Below are 25,302 nucleotides of genomic sequence, written 5' to 3' on the forward strand. Positions count from 1 at the left end.
CTGTACCCCTACCCATGGTGGCAGTAGCGAGTACAGGTGGTCCGATTCCGGCGCGGTGCCGGGTTCCCCCGAGGGCCACGGGAAAGGTGCTGTCGCCGACCGAATAACCAACCAAACCATGACAACGACAACAGACAAGGTTCGCAGCGTCTTACTCGCTGCACTCCTCGTCATGTCCGTGTTTGCGGTCGTTCCCATGTCTGCAAGTGCAGACCTGGCGGACGATGCCTCTGCAAACACGAACAATGGCGACATCCTTATCGATAGCACTGAATCCCAAACAATTGACATCAACGGCGTGACTAACGCTGGTAACGACCAGACCGTCACAATCGACATTAGCGAGGCCCAGGATGCTGGTCTTGACGTCACCGTCACTGGGTACAGCTCGAATGTCGATACAGGCGCTGACGCGACCACGTCCACCGGCGAAGTGGTGTCGGGCGACACGCTGACGCTCGACCTTGCTGACGGCGTCAACGACGAAACGGTGTCGGCTACGCTGGAGCTCGACGCGACGGGCGACAACGTTGAGTCCGACAGCCGGATTCGCTACGGCATCAGCTCCGGCGACGATTCGCTGAGCGGTAGTGAGACGGCTGCGTTCAAGGTCATCGACCCGGCTGCCGACGACCGCACGTTCAGCGGCGACGACTCGGCGACCATCTACGCTGGTGAGACGATCACCTTCGACACCTCCGGCCATTCGGGTGACGTCGTCACCATCTACGAGGACACTGGTAGCGACACCACCAACTGGGAGGAGGTCGACCGGTTCTCGACTGCTCCCGGTACTCTGGTAAACTACGACACGTCCGACCTCGAAGGTGAGTACACTGTCACCTACGACGATCAGGAGCCGGACACCGACTCCGAGGAGACTCAGCTTGAGGTCAACGCGCTGAACCTCGAGGCGTCCGCGCAGGACGTCAACCTCACGACCGAGGACGACGTCGTGGTCGATGCTTCCTCCGCGGACTTCGGCGGTAACTTCTACGCCGAGATTTACGAGGAAGGCACGGACTTCGAGGACAACGCCCCGCTCGCGCAGGTCCCTGAGTCGTTCGACGGGACTGGCGAGGCGACTGTCAACCTCGGTAACGTTTCCGAGATCGAGGACCAGGGCGCTGGCGAGTACGTCGTCCGTGTCGTCCACAACGCTACGAGCGTTGAGACGACCACCGACACGCTCAACGTCACCGCAGCTGGTGACGCATCGGTGAGTGTCCCCCAGGACACCATCTACGAGGAGCGCGGTGACGTGGCGAACGTCTCGATCGAACTCGAGAACCGTGACGACGCCTACGTCCAGCTGGGCGGCGACTCCAGCAACTTCAAGGCGAACTTCACGGTGGTTGACGAGGACGGTAACGGCTACGTCAACCTCTCGATCAACACCTACGACTCGATGGGTGCGACCGCCATCACCGGTGACAACGGCTTCGTCAGCGTCACCAGTGATGACGACTTCATCGCGACCTCCGGCGCGAACGCCATGAGCGACGACCACGGCGTCTACGTCGGTGACCCGCTCTCGCTCGTCGAAAACAGCGACGACGCGCTGAACAACCCGATGGCGGCGGGCAACTACGATCTGGTTGTCTCGCAGTCCAACGACGACCGCGACTCGAAGACCATCCTGAGCGTGAGTGACCCGTCGGTCGACGAGGTCAACACGTGGGTCCACGAGGGCGTCGGTGCAACCAACCTGCCTGACGACGACGAGCTCGACGAACTGCTCAACGGTGTCGCGGAGACCGACACCATCGCCAACGGCGACTACGTCGTTGTCGAAACCCAGGTCTCGGGCATCTACGGCTACGTCAGCTCGGCAGACGACTTCGCCGACGCTGACACTAAGCTGAGTACCGACGCGGGTGACAGTGCGGTCTACCTGAACCTGACCCAGCAGAACGCCGGCCCGAACACGAACGGTAACGTGCTGTACGGCGGCGACGCTGAGAAGATGTACTTCGACGCGGGGAACAACACCGTCTACGCGGTCTTCCCCGACGAGAGCGGTGACTTCTCCGACGGTCAGGAGTACAAGGCTGACTTCCACGTCCCCGAGGAGAACGCGGCGTACAAGAACGACCAGAACGCGTCTGCGGAGTTCGAGGTCGCCGAGCGTTCGATCGAGTTCAGCAACCTGAACTCGAGCGACATCCTCGAGGTCGAAGCGAGTGAGAATGCGTCCGTCGAGGGCACGACCAACCTCGCGCCCGGTACGACGGTCGACGTCGAACTCGAGTCGTCGGGCCAGCTGTTCACCAAGACCGTCGAGGTCGGTGACAATGGCACGATCAGCGCCATGTTCGACCTGAGCGGTCAGGACGTCGGCACCGAGCTCTCGGCGCTGCTGTCGGCCGACTCCGACACCGAGGCGACGGCTGACGCCGTTGTGGTCGAGCAGGTCGACGATGGCACGGACGAGACCACCACCAGCGACGGTGGCGAGGACACGTCCACGACCACGACGACCACGACTGAGGAGACCACGACTGAGGAGACCACGACCGAGGAGACCACGACCGAGGAGACTACGACCGAGGAGACCACCACCACGTCGAGTGACGGTGGCATCCCCGGCTTCGGCGTGGCCGTCTCGCTGGTCGCCCTCGTCGCGGCTGCGCTGCTGGCACTCCGCCGCAGCAACTGAATAGCTGACTAACCGCCGGGAATTCCCCGGTCTTTCGCGGTTCCACATTTTTCGTGCGCTCAACCCCGTAGCGACTGCACCCGTGCAGCGAAACGATCCGTTTCCGCATCGGTAGGCCGACGTTACCTAACCCGCCCCCGAGCCGTCAACTCTTTATCCGAGGACCGCATTCACAACGCTAACAGTGACATCGCCGCTGACCGACGGACTCGCGTGGCTCACCATCGGCGTGTTCGCCGCGGCCACCGCGCTCGACTGGTACGACGACGACCGCGGCCGCGGCCGGGCGCGCTACCTCGCGGCGGGGGCGTGGGTCCTCTTCGGCGTGTTCTGGGCCGCGCTGTTCCCCCACTTCGCCTTCGAGCAGAAGAGCTTCATCGAGGGCGCGCTGAGTCTGGCCGCGCTCCCGGCCTGCCTGTACGTGGCCTACCTGCTCGTGCAGGGTCGGGAAACCCTGTTCCTGCTCTCGCGAGCCGTCGCGTTCATGGGACTCATCTACATGCCGTTCACGATGATCGCGCCCGCCAAGGAGTGGCTCATCGAGACCGTGGCGTGGCAGGGTGAGGTCGTCATGCGAAATCTGGGCTACGAGTTCCAGGTCATCCAGCGCGAGGAGACGATCCGGGGTGCGTACTTCTTCGCCACCGAGAACCACGGCGAGTTCACCGTCAACGTGCTGCTGGCCTGCACCGGCCTCGGTAGCATCGCCATCTTCGGCGGGCTCATCGCGGCGGTCCGCGCGCCGCTGCGCCGGAAGCTCCGGGCGCTGGCCGTCGCCGTCTCCGTCATCTGGGCGCTGAACCTGCTGCGGGTCGTGTTCATCACGCTCGCGTTCAGCCAGCAGTGGCTCCAGGTGTTCGTCGAGCCGACGATGGCGCTCGTCGGCTACGAGAACCCCAACATGGTGTCGTACTTCATCTCCGACCGCGTGCTGGCCCAGAGCCTCTCGGTGGTCGCGCTGGTCGGCATCTCGTGGGCGGTCGCCCGCGAGGTGCCGGAGCTGCTGACCGTCGGCGAGGACGTGCTCTACGTCGTGACCGGCGACGAGTACGACCTCCACGAGGCGGTCGGGACCGAGCGCCCGGTCGCGGCGGACGGCAAGGGCGAGTAGCCGCCCGGGCTATTTTGTTCGACGGCGACTTCGCTACTCGACGTCGAGCAGTTCGTCCGGCGCGCCCGCCAGCTCGCGGAGCGCGTCGGCCTCGATGTGGTGGAGGTCGCCCGGTACCACGAGCAGGTGGAGCGGGTCGCCGAACTCGCGGTCGGCGAGCGCGGCGATGCGGTCGGCGACCACCAGTGGGTCGGGGCTCCCGGCGCGCGCAACCACGACGCCCAACAGGTCGCCGTACTCGTCGGCGAGCAGGGCGGCGGCGTGGTCGGCGGTCATGTACTCGTCGTTCTCGACCTTGATGTCCAGATAGACGAGGGTGTGGAGTCCGCGCTCGCGGTTCTCGTCGACGGCGTCGGTGACGCTGGCCGGGACGCCGTCGGCGCCGTGGGCGTAGTCGAACGGGAGCGTCGTGGCCTTGCCGAACCGGTAGTTCTGGAGTCCGGTCAGTCCGCTGGCCGCCGATTCTGCGGTCGGCGCGTGGACGACGCGCGTGTCGATGCCGCGTTCCTCGGCCCGGAGCCGGAGGTCCACGTGCGTGGTCGAGATCATCGTGTCGCCCGCGGTGAGGAAGACCGCGTCGCCGTCCTCGCCGGCACGGAGGATTGCCTCGGGGTCCTGCTCGACGCCCGCGCGGTCGCGGACCTCGATGTCGACGTCGTGGTAGGCTTCGAGATCCTCGACGGTCGCGCCGAGCAGTTTGCTGGTGTAGAACTCGGCGAAGACGCGGTTGGCGTCGCGGACGGCGTCGCGGCCCTCGACGGTGATCGAGCGCTCGTCGTAGAGACCGAGTCCGACGAATGTGAGCATAGCGGTGGTAGCGCCGGCGGGTGCTATAGGCTTTCGAGTGCAGTTCGCGCGAGAGAGTACGTGGAGATACATGTGGAGATACGAGCCGAAGACCGGTAACTACGAAGCGTCACCCTTACCGGCCGCCCCGCGAACCGATAGGTATGGAAGTGCCGTGCGTGCGCGTCGATCGCGAGCGGGGCGAGGAGACCCGGCAGCGACTGGCCGACGCGGGCCTCCTCGCCGACGAGTTCGAAATCGAAGTCGCGGAGGGGTATCTCTACCTTCCTGTGACAGACGCCGACGCGGTGCCCGCGGACCTCTCGGTGGTCGCCCGAGCGGTCGGCGAGCGCGACACGCCCGACACGCCGGCCGACATCCTGGGCTACGAGCCGACCTACGAGCGACTCGGCGACATCGTGATCCTGGACGAGGACGACCCCGAACGGGCTCGCGAAATCGCCGACGCGGTGATGGCCTCGGACCTCCCCGTCGAGGGCGTCGTAAACCGCGCCTCGAAGGTCAAGGGCGAACTCCGGGTCCGCGACTGGGAGGTGCTGGTCGGCGAGGGAACCGAAACGGTCCACCGCGAGTACGGCAACGAGTTCCTGGTCGACGTGGCCGAGGTGTACTTCTCGCCGCGACTCGCCACCGAGCGCCACCGGGTCGCCGAGCAAGTCGAGGCGGGCGAGCAGGCGTTCGACATGTTCGCCGGGGTCGGCCCCTTCGTCGTCCCGTTCGCCGAGCGCGGCGCGGAGGTGGTCGGCGTCGACCTCAACGGGCGCGCGGTCGAGTACCTCCGGGAGAACGCCCGTCGGAACGGCGTGGCCGACCGGGTGACGGCGATTCAGGGGGACGTGAGGGACATCGCGCCCGACTACGCCGACTGGGCCGACCGCGCGGTGATGAACCTCCCCCACAGCGCCGACGAGTTCCTCGACGCGGCGGTCACGCTGGCCGGCGACGACTGCGTCCTCCACTACTACGACATCCAGCACGAGGACGACCCCTTCGGGCCGGGCGAGACCGCGATCCGGGACGCCGCCGAACCGGAGTACGACGTCTCGGTCGAGACCCGCCACGTCGTCCGGTCGTACGCGCCCCACGAACTCAACGTCTGTCTCGACGTGCGATTGACTCGCTAGCGTCGTGCGATTCCGGAACGCTTATTTCGTGCGCAGGGGGTAAATTAGGTGTAGTCGAGTGCCGGTGTCTCGCCGAACGCAGTGAGGCGAGGCTCGGCGCACGAGCGAAGCGAAGTGCGCCGGTGTAGCTCAGACTGGCTAGAGCGATTCCTTCGTAAGGAATAGGCCGAGGGTTCAAATCCCTCCACCGGCTCTTTTTCAAACCGAAGTCGACTCCGAGCCGTCACTCCTTCACGCTGACCCCGACCGTCGACCTTCGGTCGACGTCCTCGCGCTCGACGCCGTCGAACTCCAGCACGTAGTCCGGCCCGAACGCGGACGCCGGCGTGTGGAACCCCGGTTCGACTTCACCCTCCACCACGCGCCGGGCCGACTCCACCGCGGTCTCGGCGGTCAGGTCGTAGGTGTCGGGCGTCCGCATCCGGGCGGCGAACCGCTCGCCGTCCGCGTTCTCGACCTCGCCCCAGATGCGGCTCGCGCTCTGGGCGCGCTCCTCGGCGGTCGGGCCCGACACCGTCGCGTCGATGACGGACTTCAGGACCTGCTGGACCGGTCCCAGTCCGAACACCGACGCGAGCGGGCCGGTCTTGGCCATCACGGTGGCGGCGTACTCCGGGACCGTGGCGTACGTCTCAATGTCGGGAATCCCGGTCGTGTAGAAGGCCGACGAGACGTCGCCCCACGGGATGGTCACCGCGGTCTTCGGCCCCTGCCCGAAGTCGAGGTGGCGGGTCCGCCACGCAGGCGGCACCGTGCGGATCTCGCCGGCGCGCCGGACCGCGCCGGGTCGGGTCAGCCCCTCCACGATGGACTTGGCCGTGCCGGGCGAGAACGTCCCGAGCCCGTCGATCGCCAGCGAGAGCCGGGTCGGCGACTCCTGCTCCGTGGCGAGGTAGCCGGCGAGGCAGTCGGTCGGCACGACGTCGAACCCGACCGCCGGGAGCAGCGTCACGTCGTTGGCCTCGGCCTCGGCGTCGCGGCCCGCCTCCGCCTCCAGCACGTCTATCTCCCCGGTGATGTCGAGGTAGTCGGTCCCGGCGTCCAGGCACGCCGAGTAGAGCGGGCGGGCGGTCCGCGAGAACGGTCCGGCGCAGTTCAGCACCGCCGAGAACTCCCCGACCTGCCGCTCGACGACCTCGGGGTATTCGAGGCTGAACACCCGGTGGTCGAGGCCGAGGTCGGTCGCCTGACGCTCGACCTTCTCGGCCGTCCGGCCGGCCAGAACGGGGTCGAGTCCCTCTTCGACCGCGGTCCGGGCGACCAGCGCGCCCGTGTATCCGTACGACCCGTAGATGAGCAGTTCGTCGGTCACGACCCCCGATTACACGGTGACGCGTAAAACTCGCGGGGCCGACGCGGGACGGCCGGTCGGACGGTCCGCGCGACCGTTCGTCGTTCCGCTATCGACTGCGGAACGACTCCGTACCCCCTCTGAAACCGAGATTACTCGCCCGACGTGGTCTCGACGCGCTCGTCGGACTCGCCCGCGTCCGCGGCGGCCGCCGAGTCGGTCTCGTCCTCGCCCGCCTCCGATTCGGTTTCGTCCTCGTCCGCCCCCGACTCTGTCTCGTCCGCGTCGCCGGACTCGGCGGCGTCCCCGACGTCGGTACCGCCGGTCACGTCGCGCTGGTCGACGTCCCCCTCGTCGACGTCGCTGGCCACCTCCGCGGACTCGTCGATCTCGGGCGCGGTGTCGGCCTCGTCGATGTCGGCGTCGGTGGTGTCGACGACGTCCCCGCCGGTGGCGTGGTCGGCGTCGCGGCCGCCGGGTTCGACCGCGTCCTCGACATCGGGCGACGTGTCGGCCACCTCGGAGACGTCGGTCCGGGAGCGGCCCGGACCCCCGCCGTCGCCGCCCGACCGGCGCTGGGCGAGCGCGACCCCGACCCAGAACAGGCCGGCCAGCGCCTGGAGGGCGCCGCGCTTGCGGTCGCCCCGGAGGAAGGTCCGGCCCGCCCGGACCAGTGAGACGACCCCGGACGCGGCCGCGAGGTTACCCGACTCGGCGTGGCGGGCCAGTTTCGGTGCGACCGTCCCGGCCAGCGATCCGACTCGCTGGGCGACTCCGTTGCTCCTCTGGTCGAGCGTCTCGGAAACGGGGTCGGAAGAACTCATGTGTACGAACGGAGGGTGTCGATGCAGATAGGCGTGGTGGCGACGACCGACGTGGGCACTGGAACCCGTCTGGGTCGCCAACCGACCGTGGGCGATGGCCCCGAAGTCGGCGCTCCGGACCGGAATCGAGACGCCTCCACTCAGTTGAGCGTCTCCCCGCAGCTGACGCACTCGACCCGCTTCTTTCCGGCGGGCGTCCGCGAGACACGCAGCGACCCGCCGGTGTTGCACTCCGGACAGGCGCTGTTGCCGGTCTCGGCGGCCTGCTGGCGCGCCATCCACGCGACGGTCCGCTCCAACTGGTCGACGCGCTCGGTCAGCTCGACCACCGCGTCATCGAACGATTCGGGTCGGCCCTCCCCGTCGGTCGACCGGTCGTCGTCGTCGGTAGCGTCACCGGAATCGGTCGCGACGGCGTCCTCGGAATCAGTGGGGGTGCCCTCGGAATCGGCGTTGTCGTCGTCGGTCACGGCGCATCCCCCGGATTCGCTCCGGTTCTAGACATGTGGCACCGAGTGACAACCTCCTGGCGGAAAAATCTACGTCCGGAGCGGGGAGGTGACCTTCTGGGACGCCAACAATTAACCCCGCGGAACCCTTAGCCCGTTTGCTGCGCGGGGGTGCCGTTCGGCCGGACTCTGCACAGGCACGGGAGAAAGCATGGTAACTGACCACCAACTCCGGCGAAGCAAGGCGATACAGCAGCGGACCGGCAGAACGTTCCACTTCGCGACGCGGCTGCTTCCGCGGCGCGTCCGCCATCCGACCTACGTGGTCTACGCGTTCTTCCGCGTGGCCGACGAGGTCGTGGACGACCCGGGCGACGCGTCGCCGGCGGAGCAGCGCGAGCGACTCGAGCGGCTCCGGGCCGAGGCGCTCGGTCGCCGGGAGACAGACGACGAGGTCCTGGCGGCCTTCAGCGAGGTGCGCGAGGACCGGGGCATCCCCGACGAGGAGGTAGAGACGTTCCTCGCCGCGATGCAGACCGACGTCGAGAAGCGCCGCTGGGAGACCCGCGACGAACTGGCGGCGTACATGCGCGGGTCGGCCGCCGCGGTCGGCGTGATGATGCAGCACGTGATGGGCGTCGAGGACCCCGAGCGCGCCGAGCCCCACGCCGTCGCGCTCGGCGAGGCGTTCCAGCTGACGAACTTCCTGCGCGACGTGCGCGAGGACGTCGTGGAGCGCGACCGCATCTACCTGCCGGGCGACGTCCGCGAGCGCCACGGCGTGACGGAGACCGACGTCAGGCGGTGCGACCCCACGGACGGCTTCCGGACCGCGATGGCCGAGGAGCTCCGGCGGGCCGAGCGCAAGTACCGCGAGGGGGTCGCCGGCATCGAGCACCTGCCCGCGGACTGCCAGTTCGCGGTGCTGTACGCAGCGGTGCTCTACGCCGAGCACCACCGGCTCATCCGGGCGCGCGACTACGACGTGTTCTCGTCGCCGCCCGAGGTGGGCCCGGTCCGCGCGGCGTGGCTCTGGGCGAAGACCCGGTGGTACTGGCAGCAGTCCCGGGACCCGGTGACCGTGTTTCGGACCGTCAGCGCCGTCCCCGACGCCGAGGGGGTCCGCGCTCGCCCGAACCGCACCGAGGGGGCCCCGCAGGCCGACTGAACGTCCGGCAACCGCGCCCCGGATTCTGGCGGAAGCCGCACGACTGCCTCCGATCAGCTCTGCTCGGGTCGCTCTCGACCGAGGCCGGCGACGTCGAACCTGTCGGTCCGGACGAGGCCCGCCGCGAGCCCGGTCGCCAGCGCCACGGCGATCCAGTTGCCGAAGTAGACGTTCATCGCGCCCCAGAGGAGAACGAAGCTCACCAGGTCGTCCAGCGCGAACTCGCAGTCGGCGAGCCGCGCGGCCACCGCCTCGCGGTCGAACCCCCACTCGACCAGCGACACCGCGACCAGTCCGCTCAGCAGCCAGCCCCGGAAGTTCGACAGGGGGACGTCGTAGTAGATCCCGCCGCCGTCGTACGCCCAGAAGCCCAGGCCGACCGCCGCGGGGTCGAGCACCAGATCGACGAGGAGGACGACTCCGAGAGCGGCGAGCATCCGGCCGGCCCGGCCGGCCCGCGGCAGGAGGAGCACCACGAGCAGGAAGGCGTTGACCACCAGCGGGAGGAAGAACACCGGGAGGCCGACCGGCACCCCGCCGACCATCGGCCCCAGCTCCAGCCGGTAGCTGAACTCGCCGTAGGGCGCGCCGTAGTGGACGCCCACGTACTCGATGGCGTAGCTGTAGGCGGTCACCGCGAGCAGCGCGAGCCCCGCCCGGCGGTCCACGACCGGGGCGAGCCCCGCGACCAGCGGCAGGCGCATCACGACCGTCCCGAAGAGGACCAGCGCGGGGTTCATCGCGAGCCAGCCCGGCAGCAGCCCCTCGCGGCTCGCCACGAAGAGCGCGGCCCCCACGAGCGGGAAGACGACCGCGACGGTGAACCGGTTGTCGCGGACCAGTGCCGACAGCCTCGCCTCGACCGCCCGACGGTCCATCGACGCGGACGCCGGGTCGCCGCTCGGCGACCTACCCACGCACGACCCCCCAGAGGCCGCCCAGCGTCAGGGCCATCCCGACCGCCGCGTTGACGGCCGGGAACCACCAGTACGACCGCGAGACGTCGACGTCGGTCGCCGCCACGACCGCGGCGAGCAGGGGGTAGACCAGCAGGAGCGCCCCCGCTCGAACGTCGAGCAGGGCGAAGGCGCCCGCGGCCGCGAGCCAGCAGGCCGCGCAGTACGCCAGTGCGCCGCCAGTTCCGAGGACGGTCGCGGTCGTCCGGATGCCGGCCCGGCGGTCGGGCTCGACGTCGGGCACCGCCGAAAAGGTGTGCATCGCCATCGCCCAGAGCCACCCGCCGACCAGCGCGAGCGCCGGGGGTTGGCGACCCGCCACCGCGACGAAGGCCGCCGCGCCCGGCAGGACGTAGAGCCCGTTCGACACGGAGTCGAGCGGCGGGACGGTCTTGAGCCGGAACGGGGGCGCGCTGTAGGCGTAGCCGAGGACGAGGAAGGCGACGACCCAGCCGGCCGCGCCCGCACTGTCGATTGCGACGAGCCACGCCGCCAGCGCGACGCCCGCGAGCCCGCAGGCCGCCACGACCGCGGTGACCGTCCGGCCGCCGCGGAACCGCGCCTCGCGGGCGTCCTCGCCCGTCTTCTTGGGGTTCTCGGCGTCGACGTCGGCGTCGAACGCGTCGTTGACGCCGTAGAGGTAGACGTTCGCGGGCACGAGGAAGTACGCGAACAGCGCGACCGCGGCGGAGTCGAAGAGCTCGGCCGGGGCGGACGCGCCGTAGGCGACCCCGACCAGCACCGGCCCGGCGAGGTAGAGCCAGAACCGGGGCCGCGAGAGCGTCAGGAGGTAGCCGGCCGCGGCGTCCGAGGCGCGTCCGAACATGGCGCTACCCGCCGTAGTCCTCCAGGACGGCGTCGGCGGTGTGCTGGCCGCTGATGAGACACATCGGGACCCCGATGCCGGGCGTCGTGTACGACCCCGTGAAGTAGAGGCCCGGCACCTCGGTCGAGCGCCGGTTGGGCCGGAGCGGGCCGGTCTGGCGCAGGGTGTGGGCGAGGCCGAGCGCGGTGCCCCGGACGGAGTTGTACCGGTCGGCGAACTCCGAGACGGAGAACCGCTCCTCGACGACGATGCGGTCCCGGAGGTCGACCCCGGTGTTCTCGGCGACGTCGTCGAGCACGAAGTCGCGGTAGCGCTCGCGGGTCTCGGGGTCGTCGTCGAGGCCGGGCGCGACGGGGACCAGCGCGAACAGGTTGCTGTGGCCCTCGGGCGCGACCGTCTCGTCGGTCTCGCTGGGTACGCAGAGGTAGTAGGCCGGGTCGTCGGGCCACCCCGGTTCCTCGAAGATGCCGTCGAAGTGGTCGTTCCAGTCGGTCGGCAGGACCAGGGTGTGATGTTCGAGGGGGTCGACGTCGCCCTCGACGCCGAGGTAGAGCAGGAACGCGGAGGGCGCGTAGGTCCGCGACTCCCAGTAGTCGGCGTCGTACTGGCGACTCTGGGGCGGAAGGAGCTCCTGCTCGGTGTGGGCGTAGTCGGCGTCGCTGACCACGAGGTCCGCGCGGAGATAGTCGGCCCGGTCCTCGGTATCGATCTCTACTCGGAAGTTCCCCGCCGACCCCAGGATGGCCTCGACCGCGCTGTCGGTCCGGTACTCGACGCCCAGTTCCTCGCCCAGTTCGGCGATGCCGTCGACGACGCCGCCCATCCCGCCCTCGGGGTAGTGGACGCCGAGGTTGAAGTCGACGTGGCTCATCAGGTTGTAGAGCGCCGGCGTGTTCTTGGGCGACCCGCCGAGGAACACCAGGGTGTACTGCATGATCTGCTGGAGCTTCGGGTGGTCGAAGTAGTCCTCGACGTGGTCCTGCATCGATCCGAGGAACGTCAGTCCGCGGGCGTGGCGGGCGACGTCCCAGTCGACGTAGTCGCGGAACCGGGGTCGGTCGGTGTAGACGAAGTGCTCCATCCCGATCTCGTAGGTCTCCTCGGCCTCCGCGAGGTAGGCGTCGAGCGCGGCGGCCGCACCGGGTTCGTACTCCTCGAAGGCGGCCTTGGTCGCCTCCCGGTCGGCGGTGACCGTCACCGCGTCGCCGTCCTTGAAGAAGATCTTGTAGTGGGGGTCGAGGTGCTCCAGGCCGTAGTACTCCTCGGGGCGCCGACCGAAGTGGCCGAAGAAGCGCTCGAACACGTCGGGCATCAGGTACCACGACGGCCCCATGTCGAACCGGAACCCGTCGCGCTCGAGCACGCTCGCCCGGCCACCGAGCTGCTCGTTCTTCTCCACGACCGTCACGTCGGCCCCGGCGTCGGCGAGGTAGCAGGCGGTCGCGAGCCCGCCGAATCCGCTCCCGACGACGACCACCGACCGGTCGGCGAGTGTCATGCCGAGGTGTCGGGGCGGGAAACACATAAATCGACGGACCGGCTCGGGCCGGCGCGGACGCCCGGTGACCCGTCCAGACGCCCGAAGCGTCGCCAGAGCATCAGCTTCCATACCTATCACCGATACATTTATACCCGAACGATTACCCTCTTGCAAACGCGAAATGAACCCCGCGAAGTTCGCCCTCCTGCTGGGGGTCGGTCTGCTCGCCTTTCTCTTCGTGGTCTCTCTCTACGTGGTCTGGACCCGCATCGTCGGGCTCGACCCCACGCTGGCCCAGCGGTGCGCCGACCTCTCGCGGCCCGGCCGGGTGGGCATCGCGCTGGTGTCGGGGGTCGTCCTCGGCACCGCGAGCCTGGCCGCGCCCAACGTCGAGGTCGGCGTCGCGGGGATGGTGATGCTCGCGGCCAGCGTGTTCGCCGCGCTGATGCTGTTCGAACTCTCCCAGCAGCGAGAGCGGGCGGTGAGCTAGGGCCACCGTCGCCGACGTCTCGCCGATTCTACCGCTTCTCGAGCGCGACCCGGTAGTGGACCGCGTCCTCGTCCGGACCGTACCGCACGTCCTCGACCGTCCAGTCGGTGGCGACGGCGGCCTCCCGGACGCGGTCGGGGCTGAAGAGTCGGAAGAGCAGGACGTCGCTCGCCTCGCCCTCGTACTCGAACCACATCACGCGGGAGGCCAGGCCCGGCGCGGGGTCGTCGCGGAATCCGAGCATCTCCGCGGTCTCCTCGCGCGTCGGGTCGTAGCAGTCCAGTACCGCGGTCGCGTCGGGCGTCGTAACGTACGCGAGGTCGGCGAGGAACCGCCGGAGCCCGTCCATCGAGCCCGCCAGCCCGAGCTGGGTCCCGATGGCGAGCGCCGACCGGAACCGGTCGCGGTCGAACTGCTCGCGGAGCGTGAACATGTCGCCCCGACGGGCGTCCTCGACGCCCCGGTCGCGCAGCGTCTCGACCAGGGGCTCGGTCACCTCTATCGCGACCGTCTCGAACCGGTCCTGGAAGTACAGCGAGTGCCGGCCGGCGCCGGCCCCGAGGTCGAGCAGGGGGCCGTCGAGCCGGCCGGTCAGCCACTCGTCGCCCTCGTCGCCGCCGGTGTACGTCCCGAAGTAGAACTCCTCGATAGGGTGGTCGCGGGCCCACTCGCCGTCGCGTTGAATCAGCGGTTCCTCGCGCTCGTCGCGGTGGTGGTCGCGGATGGCGCGGCCGAACGGATCGGACATGGGAGAACTGTCAGCCAGCAGTGGGAAAAGCGTTCGTGAGAGTCGGTACCAACCGGCGTCTGGGGTCGACCCAGGTCCGGTCTTTGGCCGGAGCCCGGGCGCTCACTCTGACTCCGCGGCGGCGGAGTCGGCCGTCGCGGCCACCGCCTCGCGGACCGCCGAGAGCAGTTCGTCCGGGCCGACGACCCGGCCGCGCTCGCAGAGCTCTCGGTAGAGCGCGGCCGCCTCGCTGCCGGCGTAGTTGCGCTCCGCGAAGGGCCGCTCCTCGACAACGACCACCGAGTCGGCCGCGCGGGCGGCCCGGAGATTGGCGAGGTTGCCCGCGCCGACCTCCACGTCCGCCAGGACGGTCGCGTCGGCCGCCCGGACGCGGGCCTCGACCTCGCGGCGGGCCGCCTCGCCGACCGGCGCGAAGGGCTCCTCGGTCACGACGTCGAGGCCGAGCGTCCGGGCGGTTTCGAGGTCGGAGTCGCCCTCGTTCAGCGCGCCGACCGACACCTCGTAGCTCGCCGCCGACAGCACGTACAGCAGCCGGGAGACCGTCCCGCCCCCGCCGACGACGTGGACCCGCCCCTCGCGCTCGGCGGGGCGCTCGGGGAGCGCGGTGACGTACGTCGACCCGGTCACGGGGTGGCTGGAGACGACGGCTCGGGTGTCGAAGGCGGCCTCCAGGTGCTCCTCCGAGAGGACGGTCTCGGGGTCGCCGCTGGCACGAATCCCGCCGCCAGCGAGCAGCCGGAGTTCGTCGCAGTAGTGGGAGGCGAGGTTGAGGTCGTGGATGGCCGCCACCACGGTCTTACCGTCCTCGTCGACCAGCTCCCGGACGAGTTCGAGCGTCCGGACCTGGTGGTTGATGTCGAGGCTGGCGGTGGGCTCGTCGAGCAGGAGGACGGGAGTGTCCTGGGCGAGCGCGCGGGCGAGCAGGACGCGCTGGCGCTCGCCGCCCGACACCGCCGTGATCGAGCGGTCGGCGAGGTGATCCACCTCAGTGCGCTGCATCGCGGCCGCCACGCGTTCGCTGTCGTCGATGGCGGCGTTCGCCTCGGCCGGGGAGGAGGGGTCGGCACCGGCGGCCTCGGCGCTGCCGGACCGACCACCGTCGCCGAATCCGATGCCGCCGCCGAACCGCGACCGGTAGGGATGGCGGCCCATCGCCACGACCTCCTCGACCGGGAAGTCGAACGACAGCGAGGTGTCCTGCGGGACGACCGCGACCCGGCGGCTCGCGGCCTTCGAGGCGAGCCCGGAGATGGGGTCGCCGTCGATTCGGACTTCTCCGCGGTCGGGGCCGAGGGCGCCGTGAACGGTCCGGAGCAGCGTGGTCTTGCCCGCGCCGTTCGGACCGACCAGGCCGACGAACTGCCCGCCCCCAATGGCGGTGGTGACGCCGTCGAGGATGCGGTTCCCGCCGAGTTCGACGGCGACGTCGTCTATCTCTATCATGGAACGTTGGTCTCGAAGCCCATTCTGTTCGTTATACAACCGTTGTTCCTGCTGGAGTTGTATCGTCTTCGAAAGCCCCCGCCCGGTCGCCACCGGAAGACGTTCCTGCTCGCCTTCGGCTGCGCGGGCCTGCGACTTCCGAGGTCTCGTTTGCTTCGCTCACGAGACGGCCGCTGAGCGACACATCCTCCGCTCACCTCGTTCGCTCCGGATAGTGGTCGCTCAGACGACCAACGTGAACGCGACCGGGCGGCCCCTTTCATCCACCCAAACGGTGGATAGTCGGCCCGAGCACACCCGTGGCGGTTCTCCGGTCGGGTGCGGTGGTGGTGAGACCACTTCACAGCGCGTGCACCTCCCGGGTCCGGAGCAGGTAGAGGAAGAACGGGGCGCCGAGGAACGCGGTCACGATGCCGACCGGGAGCTCCGCCGGGCCCGACCGCGCCACGGTGTCGGTCGCGACCAGGAACGACGCGCCGGCGAGCGCGGAGGTCGGGAGCAGGATGCGGTGGTCCGGGCCGACCAGCAGGCGCATCACGTGCGGGACCACCAGGCCCACGAAGCCGATGACGCCCGACACCGCGACCGCGGCGCCGGTCATCACGCTGGCGACCGCCAGCAGGAGGCGCTTGGTGCGCTCGACCTCGACGCCGAGCGCGTGGGCGTCCTCCTCGCCGAGCAGCAGCACGTTCAGGTCCCTGGCGTACGCCAGGAGGACGCCGAAGCCCAGGAGCGCGACCGGAAGCACGAGGGTCACGTCCTCCCACGAGGCGAGGTGGAGGTGGCCCATCAGCCAGAACACCGCCTGCTCCATGCTCTCGCCGGTCTGGAGCAGCAGGAACGACACCACCGCCCCGAGGAACGTCTGGACCGCCACGCCCGCCAGCAGCAGGGTGGCGACCGGCGTCCGGCCGTCCTCGGTCGCGAGCAGGTAGACCCCGAACGCCGCCGCGACGGCGCCGAGGAACGCCGCGGTCGGCAGCGAGAACGGGACCGACAGCGGGAGCGCGATGGTCGCCACCGCGCCCACCGCCGCGCCCGAGGAGACCCCGATGATGGAGGGGTCGGCCATCGGGTTCCGGAAGAACCCCTGCATCACCACGCCGGCCGTCGCCAGCGCCAGACCCACCACCGCCCCGAGCGCGATCCGGGGCAGGCGGATGGTCATCACGATGGTCCTGGCGGTGTCGGGCGCCGCGAAGTCGAAGAGCGGCGCGAACGCGACCGACGGCGTCGGCGCCGTCAGCGCCAGTCCAGCTATTCTGAGCGTCCGGTCGACGAGGCCGACGCCGACCGGAACCGCCAGCGCGTTCAGCAGCACCTTCGCGACCGCGACGTAGTCGAGCGCCACCGGCCCGACCGCGGCGCTGGCGACCACGACGGCGGCCAGCACGGCCGCGAGTCCGCCCGACCAGCCGACGATCCGCGCGCGTTGCCACATCGTCTGAAATCCGACTTGCATTAGGTAAATACTTATTGGATACGGCCGGAGTTCGGGACGCATGAGACGGAAGGTCACGAGTCTGTTCGCGGTACTGTTGCTGCTGGTCGCGGCCGGCGGCGTGTCGGTCGGCGCCGCCCCGGTCGGCGCCGCCGGCGGGTCGGCCGCCGTCGCGGCCCAGAGCACGACGACGCAGTCGGATTGTTCGTTCCCCGTCGCCGAGACCGACGCGACGGGGACCGAGGTGACGGTCGAGCAGCGACCCGAGCGGATCGTCACGCTCTCGCCGAGCGCGGCTCAGACGATGTGGGAGATCGGCGGCGAGTCCCAGGTCGTCGGCGTCTCCCAGTACGCCACCTACCTGAAGGGTGCGGCGTCGCGGACCAACGTCTCGGGCGCAGGCCAGACCCAGGTCAACGTCGAGAAGGTGGTCGCGGCCGAGCCCGACCTCGTCCTGGCGCCGAACGTCATCACGAACCAGACGGTCCAGCGGCTGCGCGAGGCCGGCCTGACCGTCTTCCGGTTCGGCTTCGCCACGTCGGTCGAGGACATCTACGCGAAGACCGAGCTCACGGGGCAGCTCACCGGCAACTGCGAGGGCGCCGACGAGACGGTCGCCTCGATGCGCAAGCGCGTCGAGACCGTCCAGGAGGCCGTCGAGAACTCCGAGCGACCGAGCGTGTTCATCTCGGTCGGCGGCGGCTGGACCGCCGGGAACGGCACCTTCGTCAGCAACATGATCGAGCTCGCCGGCGGGAACAACGTCGCCGCCGCGGCCAACGTCTCGGGCTACGGCCAGATCAGCGAGGAGGTCATCGTCCAGCAGGACCCCGAGTGGATCGTCCAGCTCGGCCAGTACGGCGCCTACCCGAGGACCGAGGCGTACAACAACACCGCCGCGGTGCGGAACGACCGGGTCGTCACGGTCAGCGACCAGCACATCAGCCAGCCCGCGCCGCGAGTGGTCGACGGTATCGTGAAGCTCGCGAAGGCGTTCCACCCCGAGGCCTACGCCGACGCGAACGCGACGACTACGATGGCGACGACCGAGTCGCCCGAGACCACGACCGAACCGATGCGGACCTCGACCGACGCGCCCGGAACGACGACTGAAGAGGGCGCGATGCGGGACCAGGACGCGTCGACCACGACGACCGAGTCCAGTGACGGCGGCGTCCCCGGCTTCGGCGTTCCCGCGGCGCTCGCGGCGCTCGCCGGTGCGGCGCTGCTCGCGCGCCGCCGCTGACGCGCGGCGGCTCGCCGAGCGTTCTCTTTCCTAAGGTGTTTAACGGCCGGGGCGAGACGTTGGGGTATGGTCGAGAAAGTTCTGTGGCCCGCGTACTTCGACGCGGCGAGGAGCCGCAACGAGGGGCGCCGGGTGGCCGCCGAGATGGCCGTCGAGGAGCCGACCGTCGACGAGATCGCCCAGGCGGTCCAGCAGGTGGGCTACGACGCGGTGATCGAACGCGACAAGGCCTACTCCCGCGAGAACTGGAACGAGCGGGGCCGAGTGCTGGTCCGGAACGCCGACGACTCCTCGAAGAACGACCTGATACAGGCGGTCGCGGCCTACGTCGCGGCGCTCAGAGACTGATGGCGATGCAGCGTCTCGGCGAGGTCGTCCGGACCGCCCAGGGACTCGCCGTCGTCCGGTGTCCCGACGACGAACCCCCGGACGTCGGCACCGAGGCGGTCGACGACCAGCTGAACGTCGCCGGCCGGGTCGTGGACGTGTTCGGGCCGGTCTCGCGGCCCTACGTCGCAATCACCCCCGACGACGGGGTCGCGCTGGCGACGCTGCTCGGGAAGAAGCTCTACGCCCGATAAGGTCGGCTCCGGTTCCCTCTCCGTTCTCGCTCCACCGGTCCCTCTTCCTCCCCCGCTACTCGCGGCACCGCCAGTCGGCCGCCTCCGCGAGTCGGGGCCGCTTCTCGGCGAAGTCGGCCTCGGCCGCGCCGTAGAAGCGCTCGCGGCCGGCCGGCGTCCGAACGCCGAGCACGACGGTGTTGTCGGTCACGTCGTACGCCGACAGCGTCCGGCCCGAGCGTCGGTGTTCCCACGAACCCAGCAGTCGGGCGTCCGCGACGACCCGCGACCCGAGGTCCCAGCTCAGCCGCGACACCGCGGGGAGCGCGAACGGGAGGGCGCTCGGGAGGCGCGCGGTCGCCGGCGACTGTCCCTGCATCCCGTGGCTTGCCATACCACGGAACTGGGGATGCGCTCGCAAAAGCGTACTGGTTGCGTCCCGAACGACGGTGACGGACGGCGGCCGCGAGCAGACCACAACCCCAAAGGCGGCGGGGTGCGACCCACCCGACATGGAGAATCGAACGCGCGTGTTCGCCGCGACCGGGTTGACCGTCCTCATCTTTCTGCTGGTCCAGCTCGGCGCGCTGGCGCTGGTCGAGCCGTTCCAGCGGGCGGGCTACCAGCAGGTCGAGAACCCCTCGGACCCGACCAACAGCCTGGTGTACGTCGGAGCCATCCTCGTCATGACCGGGGTGATGCTCGCCATCATCAAGCTCGACGTGCAGTGGCTGCTCCGCGGGGCGATCATCCTCACCAGCGGGCTGCTCTCGTGGTACGTCTTCTCGGTCGTGGTGCCGGGGTGGCTCGTCGTCGATGTCGGCGGCGCGCCCCTCAATCTGGTCGCGCTGGGACTGGCAGCGGCGGTCGCGGTGGCGCTGGCGGTCCACCCCGAGTGGTACGTCATCGACGCGGCGGGCGTCCTGATGGGCGCCGGCGCGGGCGGACTGTTCGGCATCAGCTTCGGCCTGCTGCCGGCCATCCTCCTGCTCGCCGTGCTCGCGGTCTATGACGCCATCAGCGTCTACGGCACCGAGCACATGCTGACGCTGGCCTCGGGCGTGATGGACCTCAAGATCCCCGTCATCCTCGTCATCCCGATGTCGCTCTCCTACTCCTTCCTCGACGAGGGGACGGCTGCGGAGGCCGAGTCCGGCGAGGGTCGGGCGTCCGACGGAACCGACACCGAGAATCGACCGACCGAAGGCGAGACCGACGCGAGCGCGGCCGACGGCGGACGCGAACGTTCGGAACCCGAAGCCGAGTCCGACGCCGAGGCCGAGCGCCCCGAGATGGGCGAGCGCGACGCCTTCTTCATCGGCCTGGGCGACGCCGTGATGCCGACGGTGATGGTCGCCAGCGCGGCGTTCTTCGCGCCGGCCGAGCCGCTGGTCTCGGGCATCGCGCTCAACCTGCCCGCGCTGACCGCGATGGTCGGGACGACGGCGGGCCTGCTCGCGCTGCTCTGGATGGTGATGAAGGGACGGGCCCACGCGGGCCTGCCGCTGCTCAACGGCGGCGCCATCGGCGGGTACCTCGTCGGGGCGCTCGCCAGCGGGATGACGCTGGTGCAGGCGCTGGGGCTGTAGTCGAGCCGGAACGGACCGCTTTCTACTCGTTCTCCGACGGTTCGCTCAGAACCACTCGCGGGCCGGCGGGATGATTTCTAACGTCGCGGCGGCGAGGTACAGGCCGAACAGGACGGCAGCGCCGCCGAGCGCCGTGCCGGTCGGCCCCGTCGACTGCATCGCGACCGCGACGCCGGTCCACAGGACGACGGCGGCGACGCCCAGCAACAGCAGCGTCCCGATGACGCCCAGGATGGCGTCCTCGACGGCCTTCCGGACGACGCCGTAGAGCGCCGCCTCGTCGAAGCCGGCGCCGCCGTCGTCGGTCTCGCGCGGAGCGTCTGCGCCGTCGGCGCGTCGCGTCGGGTCCTCGTCGGGGGCGGGAACCATGAGTCGACTTCTCGATGCCACCGCCGAAAACCTATCGGTGAGCCAAGGGGTGTGCCCCGTCGCCGCGGACCGGCCGCGATACGCCATCACAAATGATTTGCGAGACCGTCACAACCCATAACGGGAACAACATACTCAAGTGTGAGTAAACATTTTGTATAGATATGCGATGGCAGCACCCCCGAAACATGACCGACGTAGAGCACAAGAAGAACGAGACCAAGGCCGGAACGAACTCGTCGTTCATCGCGGCCGTGATGATCGCGGCGTAGCGTAGCCGTGCAACCAGGCAACTGCCGGTTCCTTCTCCGAACTCCGTAACTACGAGCTATCCCCCAGATAGTGCCAGCGGACGATTACTGCTTGAGGGCCAACTGACTCACCGCCCCGTCAGCGCCTCGCTCGCGGGCGCGAACGAGATCTCGCTTCCGAGCCCCGCTTCGCTCGCCTTCTCGTAGAGCATGTGGGCCGACGCGACCGTCTCGATGCCGGTGCCGCCGCTGTCGAAGACGGTGATCTCCTCGTCGGACTCGCGGCCCGGCGCCGCGCCGGCCACGACCTCGCCGAGTTCGGCGTGGATGTCGTCCTCCGAGACCGCGCCCTCCTCGAGCGCGGCGAGGAACGACCCTGCGTCGTTCGTGACGCGCTCGCGCAGGTCGGGGACGTAGGTCGCACGCTCGATGGTCGTCGCGTCGAGTTCGCGCTTGTTGGGGTGGTACTGACCCATCGCGGTGACGTGAGTCCCGTCGGCGAGCAGGCCGCCGTCGAACACGGGTTCGCTCGCGGTGGTGGCCGTGACGACGATGTCGGCCTCCTCGACCGCGGCCGCGCTGGAGGCGACAGCCGCGACCGAGGGGTCGAGCTGCTCGTTCATCTCCGCGGCGAACGACTCGCGGTTCTCCTTGGTCGGGGAGTACACCCAGACGCTGTCTAAGTCCCGGACGGTCGCGGTCGCCCGTAACTGCCCGCGGGCCTGCGACCCGCTGCCGATGAGCGCGAGCGTCGAGGCGTCCTCGCGGGCCAGCGCGTCGACACCGACCGCCCCCGCCGCGCCGGTCTTGAACGGGTTCATGCTCGCGCCGTCGAGCAGCGCCAGCGGCTCGCCCGACTCGGCGTCGAACAGCGGCGCCATGAACCACGCGTCCTGCGCGCCGAAGCCGGCGGCGTACATGTACCCGCCCATCGCGCCGGTCTCGGGCAGCACGGCCGAGTAGTCGGTGAGCATCCCCGGCGGCTCCTCGTTGGTGAGTTTCGCGCGCGGCCGCGCCGGGGCGCCCTCGCCGCGCTGGCGATAGCCCTCGCGGACGGCGTCGACGTACTCGCCGGGCGTCGCGAGCCCGGCGACCTCCTCGCTCGTCAGAAACAGCGCATCGGTCATAGCCGGGACAACACAGTCCAGCCCCAAAGTCGTTGAGGCATCGCGGTGAAAGCGGCCGGGGACAAACGTGAAGGTGGAGGATGCGCGTCGCCCCGACAGACTGACCGGCGCGCACTGGCGCGACCTCGTGTCGCGCCATCACTGCGCGAGGGACGAGGAGCGCAGCGCAGTGAGCACCGCAGGAGGCTGGGGAGGTGTGAGGCTGTCGCGGTGCTGTGCGGAAATTCATTGGTGACGGCAGTCGCTAGCTCACCGTCTCCTCCCCTTCTCGTGGCCGTTCTTCATGCAGTCGCCTCTGCAGGAACTACCCTGATGTAACGACTTTCTCCCTAGCGACCCGGTAGCTTTTACTCCCCTGGTTCCGGTGTCCCCCGCATGGTCTGGGTCCGGACGGAGTACGCGGCCGAACTGGCCGTGGTGTCGGCGTGGCTCTCGGCGCTCCTCCCGTGGAACGTCACCTACTCGACGCTCGCGGGCGTCGGCAGCGTCCTGTTCGTCCGCTTCCCGTTCTTCCAGGTCCGGTACGTCGCGGGCATCTCCCCCGCCGACGGCCTGGCGGTCTCGACGCCGCTCGGCGCGTTGGCCTACCAGCAGGGCCAGTCCATCGCGGTCGCGTACGCGGCGTGGGCGGTCGGCGCCGCCGTGGTCGGGACGGCGGTGGCGCTGAGCGTCCTGCTCTACCTCCACGAGGAGCGCGTCGAGGCGACCGTCGACGCGGTCCGACTGATGGGCGGCCTGCTCGCGCTCGCGGGCGTCGTCCTCACCGCCGCGACGTGGCTGCTCTGGACCCGGGGGCTCCCCGGCCTGCCGATTCCGGTCGGGGTCGTGCTCCTGTACCTGTTCGGCGGGACGCTGCTGGTGGCCCGCCGGGAGTAGGGACCCGTCTCGGCCTCCGAACGTCCGCTCGCGGGACCGGTCGGCGAACGGGTGCGTCTGACGCCCGTCGGTCGTGTTCTCCCCTGCCAGTGGCGTTACGTTCATGACGTGCCGGACCGTAGTGGGTCGTACGGAATGAGGCGCGACTACTTCACGCTGGAGGTGCGTAACGTCGACTGGGTCGAGGAGGACGCCGAAGCCGAGAAGCCGACGGTAATCATCGACTTCGAGGGTCCGTCTTCGACGCTCCGCGAGCGCCTCACGGGGACAGGGGACGAACTGCTCGACGCCGGGGAGACCGACGTGGCGTTCCGGTTGCAGGGGCCGGTCGACGACGACGAGACGACCGGCGTCGTCAGCGTCACCAACCGCATCACGGGAGACTTCGTGCTCGAACTCAACCAGGACGCCGACGACGTGCTCAAGTTCATCACCGCGGCCCGGGAGTACGGCAAGGCGACCAGCGACCGGGACGGCCGCTACCACGTCGAGATCAGCATCAACGGCGACGACCTCGTCGAGTACGACAAGAGCACGTTCCTCGTCTACAACGACGAGGGGAACCTGCTCCGCCAGCACAGTCTCATCCCCAGCGGCGTCGAACTCTGAACTCGCGGCTCGTCGGCGACCCTCCGCCGGACCACCGACGGAGCCCCGGACGACCAACCACCGTTGGGACGCTTCTCGCGGCGTCAGTACGCTCCGAACAGCAGCAGGTACGCCAGGATAACGGCCGACAGCAGTACGATGCCGACGATGACGATGTCGAACAGCCCTTGCGGGTCGGTGAGACTCGGAATGCCCATATCCGGAGCTACGCCCACCCACGGTTTAATTTTCACGAAACGCGCCCGGGCCGCTCCGCGTTCGCCCCGAATCCCTTACCGGGAGCGGTCGACCCCGACCGCGACGTACTCGCCGCGAACCGCGGAAAGCTAAGTATCCGGCTCCCCGAACTCGGGACATGAACCTCTTCGGGACCGCGGGCATCCGCGGGAGCGCAGTCGAGACGGTCACGCCGGAGCTCGCGCTGGCGGTCGGTCGGGCCGCGGGCGCCGACGGCCGGGAGTTCGTCGTCGCCCGCGACGGCCGCGAGACCGGCCCGGCGCTGGCGGCCGCGATGGAGGCCGGGCTGGAGAGCGCGGGCGCCGACGTCCGCAGGGCGGGCCAGCTGCCGACGCCGGCGCTCGCGTTCGCCTCGCGGGGCCGGCGCGGCGCGATGCTGACCGCGAGCCACAACCCGCCGACCGACAACGGCATCAAGCTGTTCGTCGACGGCGAGGAGTACGACCGCGCCGCCGAGGAGACCGTCGAGTCGCAGGTCGCGGCCGACGACCCGCCGGTGGCGTGGGACGAGTGGGGCGACGGCGAGCGGGTCGACGTCCTCGAGGAGTACCGCGAGGCGGTCGCGGCCTACGCCGCCGAGCAGGGCGCGCCCCTCGACGGCCTGCGGGTCGTCGTCGACTGCGGCAACGGGATGGCGTCGGTGGCGACGCCCCAGGTCCTCCGGCGGCTCGGCGCGGACGTCGTCGCGCTCAACGCCAACGTCGACGGCCACTTCCCCGGCCGCGAGAGCAAGCCGACGCCCGAGTCGCTCGCGGACCTCCGGGCGTTCCTCGCGAGCGACCCCGAGGCGGACCTCGGCATCGGTCACGACGGCGACGCAGACCGCATCGTCGTGGTCGACGGCGACGGCGCGGTCGTCCACGAGGACACGGTGGTCGCCATCCTGGCCGCCCACTACACCGAGCGGAGCGACGCCGGCGACCCGGTCGTCGTGACGACCCCCAACGCCTCGGGCCGCATCGACGAGCGAGTCGAGGCCGCGGGGGGTCGGGTCGAGCGCGTCCGTCTGGGCGCGCTCCACGAGGGCATCGCGACCGCCCGCGAGGAGGGCGGCGAGGACACCGCGGTCGCCTTCGCGGCCGAGCCCTGGAAGCACGTCCACACCCGGTTCGGCGGGTGGATCGACGGGGTGGCGAGCGCCGCGGTGGTCGCCCGGCTCGTGGCCGACGCCGGCGGCCTCGCCCCGCTCCGGGAGCCCGTCACCGAGCGCCCGTACCGGAAGGTCAGCGTCTCGTGTCCCGACGACGTCAAGGCGGACGCGATGGGGCGGCTCGAGTCGGCGATTCCCGAGCGGTTCCCCGACGCGGAGGTCGCGACCGAGTACGGCGTCCGCGCGAGCTTCCCCGACGGGTCGTGGGTGCTGGTCCGGCCGAGCGGGACCGAACCGTACGTCCGCATCTACGCCGAGAGCGACGACGTGGACGACCTCGTCGCGGACGCGACAGAGGTCGTCGAGGACGCGGTCGCGGCCGAGTCGTAGCCGGCGCCGGGACTCGTCGTCTGCCGACCCGTCGCCCGGTCTCGGTTCGGCGTCGTATCCGTGACGTTCTACCGTGGTTTATGCCAGATTTCAGCATGGTTTTATCGCGAAACGACGGTTTTATAGCGCGTTGCCGAAGTT

25 protein-coding genes and 1 tRNA gene are annotated in these 25,302 nt (G+C 69.8%); 13 read left to right on the forward strand and 13 right to left on the reverse strand.

What is annotated here, in order from left to right:
• Window positions 1–298: 298 nt before the first annotated feature.
• Both DVR07_RS03505 and artA read left to right on the forward strand, forming a co-directional pair.
• Window positions 299–2,659, forward strand: a complete 2,361-nt coding sequence (locus DVR07_RS03505) for a BGTF surface domain-containing protein (RefSeq protein WP_162829415.1) — start codon at window positions 299–301, stop codon at window positions 2,657–2,659.
• Between the two features lie 184 nt (window positions 2,660–2,843).
• Entirely contained in the window at window positions 2,844–3,770 is a 927-nt protein-coding gene (gene artA, locus DVR07_RS03510; RefSeq protein WP_115795385.1) for an archaeosortase A, read from the forward strand.
• Window positions 3,771–3,803: 33 nt separating this feature from the next.
• On the opposite strand, the gene dph5 is transcribed toward artA, so the two are convergent.
• Window positions 3,804–4,577 (reverse strand): diphthine synthase, encoded by a 774-nt coding sequence (gene dph5, locus DVR07_RS03515; RefSeq protein WP_115795386.1) that lies wholly within the window; start codon window positions 4,575–4,577, stop codon window positions 3,804–3,806.
• Between the two features lie 143 nt (window positions 4,578–4,720).
• Here dph5 and DVR07_RS03520 point away from each other — a divergent pair, with 143 nt between their 5' ends.
• Window positions 4,721–5,701 carry a class I SAM-dependent methyltransferase gene (locus DVR07_RS03520; RefSeq protein WP_115795387.1) on the forward strand — a complete coding sequence of 327 codons (981 nt, stop codon included), beginning with the start codon at window positions 4,721–4,723 and terminating at the stop codon, window positions 5,699–5,701.
• A 118-nt stretch (window positions 5,702–5,819) separates the two neighbouring features.
• Window positions 5,820–5,894: transfer RNA gene (locus DVR07_RS03525), tRNA-Thr, on the forward strand.
• Window positions 5,895–5,924: 30 nt separating this feature from the next.
• Here the strand turns inward: DVR07_RS03525 and DVR07_RS03530 are convergent.
• From DVR07_RS03530 to DVR07_RS03540, 3 genes are all read right to left on the reverse strand, one after another.
• Window positions 5,925–7,013 carry a saccharopine dehydrogenase family protein gene (locus DVR07_RS03530; protein WP_115795388.1) on the reverse strand — a complete coding sequence of 363 codons (1,089 nt, stop codon included), beginning with the start codon at window positions 7,011–7,013 and terminating at the stop codon, window positions 5,925–5,927.
• A 131-nt stretch (window positions 7,014–7,144) separates the two neighbouring features.
• Window positions 7,145–7,816 (reverse strand): hypothetical protein, encoded by a 672-nt coding sequence (locus tag DVR07_RS03535; protein WP_115795389.1) that lies wholly within the window; start codon window positions 7,814–7,816, stop codon window positions 7,145–7,147.
• Window positions 7,817–7,956: 140 nt separating this feature from the next.
• Window positions 7,957–8,286 carry a hypothetical protein gene (locus tag DVR07_RS03540; protein WP_115795390.1) on the reverse strand — a complete coding sequence of 110 codons (330 nt, stop codon included), beginning with the start codon at window positions 8,284–8,286 and terminating at the stop codon, window positions 7,957–7,959.
• A 190-nt stretch (window positions 8,287–8,476) separates the two neighbouring features.
• On the opposite strand from DVR07_RS03540, the gene DVR07_RS03545 reads away from it, so the two are divergent.
• A complete protein-coding gene (locus tag DVR07_RS03545) occupies window positions 8,477–9,433 on the forward strand; it encodes a phytoene/squalene synthase family protein (protein ID WP_115795391.1) in 957 nt (318 codons plus the stop codon).
• A gap of 53 nt (window positions 9,434–9,486) precedes the next feature.
• Here DVR07_RS03545 and cruF read toward each other — a convergent pair whose 3' ends face one another.
• The 3 genes from cruF to DVR07_RS03560 are packed head-to-tail and all read right to left on the reverse strand — an operon-like array spanning window position 9,487 to window position 12,713.
• Entirely contained in the window at window positions 9,487–10,311 is an 825-nt protein-coding gene (cruF, locus tag DVR07_RS03550; protein ID WP_115795392.1) for a bisanhydrobacterioruberin hydratase, read from the reverse strand.
• A gap of 31 nt (window positions 10,312–10,342) precedes the next feature.
• Window positions 10,343–11,215 carry a prenyltransferase gene (locus DVR07_RS03555; RefSeq protein WP_115795393.1) on the reverse strand — a complete coding sequence of 291 codons (873 nt, stop codon included), beginning with the start codon at window positions 11,213–11,215 and terminating at the stop codon, window positions 10,343–10,345.
• Between the two features lie 4 nt (window positions 11,216–11,219).
• Window positions 11,220–12,713, reverse strand: coding sequence for a phytoene desaturase family protein (locus DVR07_RS03560; protein WP_115795394.1), 1,494 nt, complete (start codon window positions 12,711–12,713; stop codon window positions 11,220–11,222).
• Between the two features lie 163 nt (window positions 12,714–12,876).
• Between DVR07_RS03560 and DVR07_RS03565 the strand changes: the two genes are divergently transcribed.
• Entirely contained in the window at window positions 12,877–13,185 is a 309-nt protein-coding gene (locus tag DVR07_RS03565; protein ID WP_115795395.1) for a hypothetical protein, read from the forward strand.
• A gap of 28 nt (window positions 13,186–13,213) precedes the next feature.
• On the opposite strand, the gene DVR07_RS03570 is transcribed toward DVR07_RS03565, so the two are convergent.
• From DVR07_RS03570 to btuC, 3 genes are all read right to left on the reverse strand, one after another.
• The gene (locus tag DVR07_RS03570; protein ID WP_115795396.1) at window positions 13,214–13,933 is read right to left on the reverse strand and encodes a class I SAM-dependent methyltransferase; all 720 of its coding nucleotides are present in this window, start codon (window positions 13,931–13,933) and stop codon (window positions 13,214–13,216) included.
• A gap of 102 nt (window positions 13,934–14,035) precedes the next feature.
• Entirely contained in the window at window positions 14,036–15,376 is a 1,341-nt protein-coding gene (locus tag DVR07_RS03575) for an ATP-binding cassette domain-containing protein (protein ID WP_115795397.1), read from the reverse strand.
• Between the two features lie 340 nt (window positions 15,377–15,716).
• Window positions 15,717–16,817: a vitamin B12 ABC transporter permease BtuC gene (gene btuC / locus DVR07_RS03580; RefSeq protein ID WP_115795398.1), complete on the reverse strand. Its 1,101-nt coding sequence runs from the start codon at window positions 16,815–16,817 to the stop codon at window positions 15,717–15,719.
• 61 nt (window positions 16,818–16,878) lie between these two features.
• Here btuC and DVR07_RS03585 point away from each other — a divergent pair, with 61 nt between their 5' ends.
• From DVR07_RS03585 to DVR07_RS03595, 3 genes are all read left to right on the forward strand, one after another.
• Complete coding sequence (locus DVR07_RS03585) at window positions 16,879–18,063, forward strand: PGF-CTERM-anchored ABC transporter substrate-binding protein (protein ID WP_115795399.1); 1,185 nt, start codon at window positions 16,879–16,881, stop codon at window positions 18,061–18,063.
• 66 nt (window positions 18,064–18,129) lie between these two features.
• A complete protein-coding gene (gene srp19 / locus DVR07_RS03590) occupies window positions 18,130–18,411 on the forward strand; it encodes a signal recognition particle subunit SRP19 (RefSeq protein WP_115795400.1) in 282 nt (93 codons plus the stop codon).
• A gap of 5 nt (window positions 18,412–18,416) precedes the next feature.
• Window positions 18,417–18,644: an H/ACA ribonucleoprotein complex subunit GAR1 gene (locus tag DVR07_RS03595; protein ID WP_115795401.1), complete on the forward strand. Its 228-nt coding sequence runs from the start codon at window positions 18,417–18,419 to the stop codon at window positions 18,642–18,644.
• A 55-nt stretch (window positions 18,645–18,699) separates the two neighbouring features.
• On the opposite strand, the gene DVR07_RS03600 is transcribed toward DVR07_RS03595, so the two are convergent.
• A complete protein-coding gene (locus tag DVR07_RS03600; protein WP_115795402.1) occupies window positions 18,700–19,017 on the reverse strand; it encodes a hypothetical protein in 318 nt (105 codons plus the stop codon).
• A gap of 118 nt (window positions 19,018–19,135) precedes the next feature.
• Between DVR07_RS03600 and DVR07_RS03605 the strand changes: the two genes are divergently transcribed.
• Entirely contained in the window at window positions 19,136–20,212 is a 1,077-nt protein-coding gene (locus DVR07_RS03605) for a presenilin family intramembrane aspartyl protease PSH (protein ID WP_115795403.1), read from the forward strand.
• 45 nt (window positions 20,213–20,257) lie between these two features.
• Here the strand turns inward: DVR07_RS03605 and DVR07_RS03610 are convergent, their stop codons facing one another.
• Both DVR07_RS03610 and DVR07_RS03615 read right to left on the reverse strand, forming a co-directional pair.
• Window positions 20,258–20,581, reverse strand: coding sequence for a hypothetical protein (locus DVR07_RS03610; RefSeq protein WP_115795404.1), 324 nt, complete (start codon window positions 20,579–20,581; stop codon window positions 20,258–20,260).
• A gap of 379 nt (window positions 20,582–20,960) precedes the next feature.
• Window positions 20,961–21,959 (reverse strand): ornithine cyclodeaminase family protein, encoded by a 999-nt coding sequence (locus DVR07_RS03615; RefSeq protein ID WP_115795405.1) that lies wholly within the window; start codon window positions 21,957–21,959, stop codon window positions 20,961–20,963.
• A 375-nt stretch (window positions 21,960–22,334) separates the two neighbouring features.
• On the opposite strand from DVR07_RS03615, the gene DVR07_RS03620 reads away from it, so the two are divergent.
• The 3 genes from DVR07_RS03620 (at window position 22,335) to DVR07_RS03630 (ending at window position 25,161) form a co-directional block, all read left to right on the forward strand.
• Entirely contained in the window at window positions 22,335–22,835 is a 501-nt protein-coding gene (locus DVR07_RS03620) for a DUF7549 family protein (protein WP_115795406.1), read from the forward strand.
• A 135-nt stretch (window positions 22,836–22,970) separates the two neighbouring features.
• Window positions 22,971–23,444, forward strand: a complete 474-nt coding sequence (locus tag DVR07_RS03625) for a DUF5793 family protein (protein WP_115795407.1) — start codon at window positions 22,971–22,973, stop codon at window positions 23,442–23,444.
• 355 nt (window positions 23,445–23,799) lie between these two features.
• On the forward strand, window positions 23,800–25,161 hold the full coding sequence (locus DVR07_RS03630) for a phosphomannomutase (RefSeq protein ID WP_115795408.1): 1,362 nt from the start codon (window positions 23,800–23,802) through the stop codon (window positions 25,159–25,161).
• Window positions 25,162–25,302: the final 141 nt, after the last annotated feature.

The organism is Halorussus rarus (assembly GCF_003369835.1).
In the GTDB taxonomy this organism is placed as follows: domain Archaea; phylum Halobacteriota; class Halobacteria; order Halobacteriales; family Haladaptataceae; genus Halorussus; species Halorussus rarus.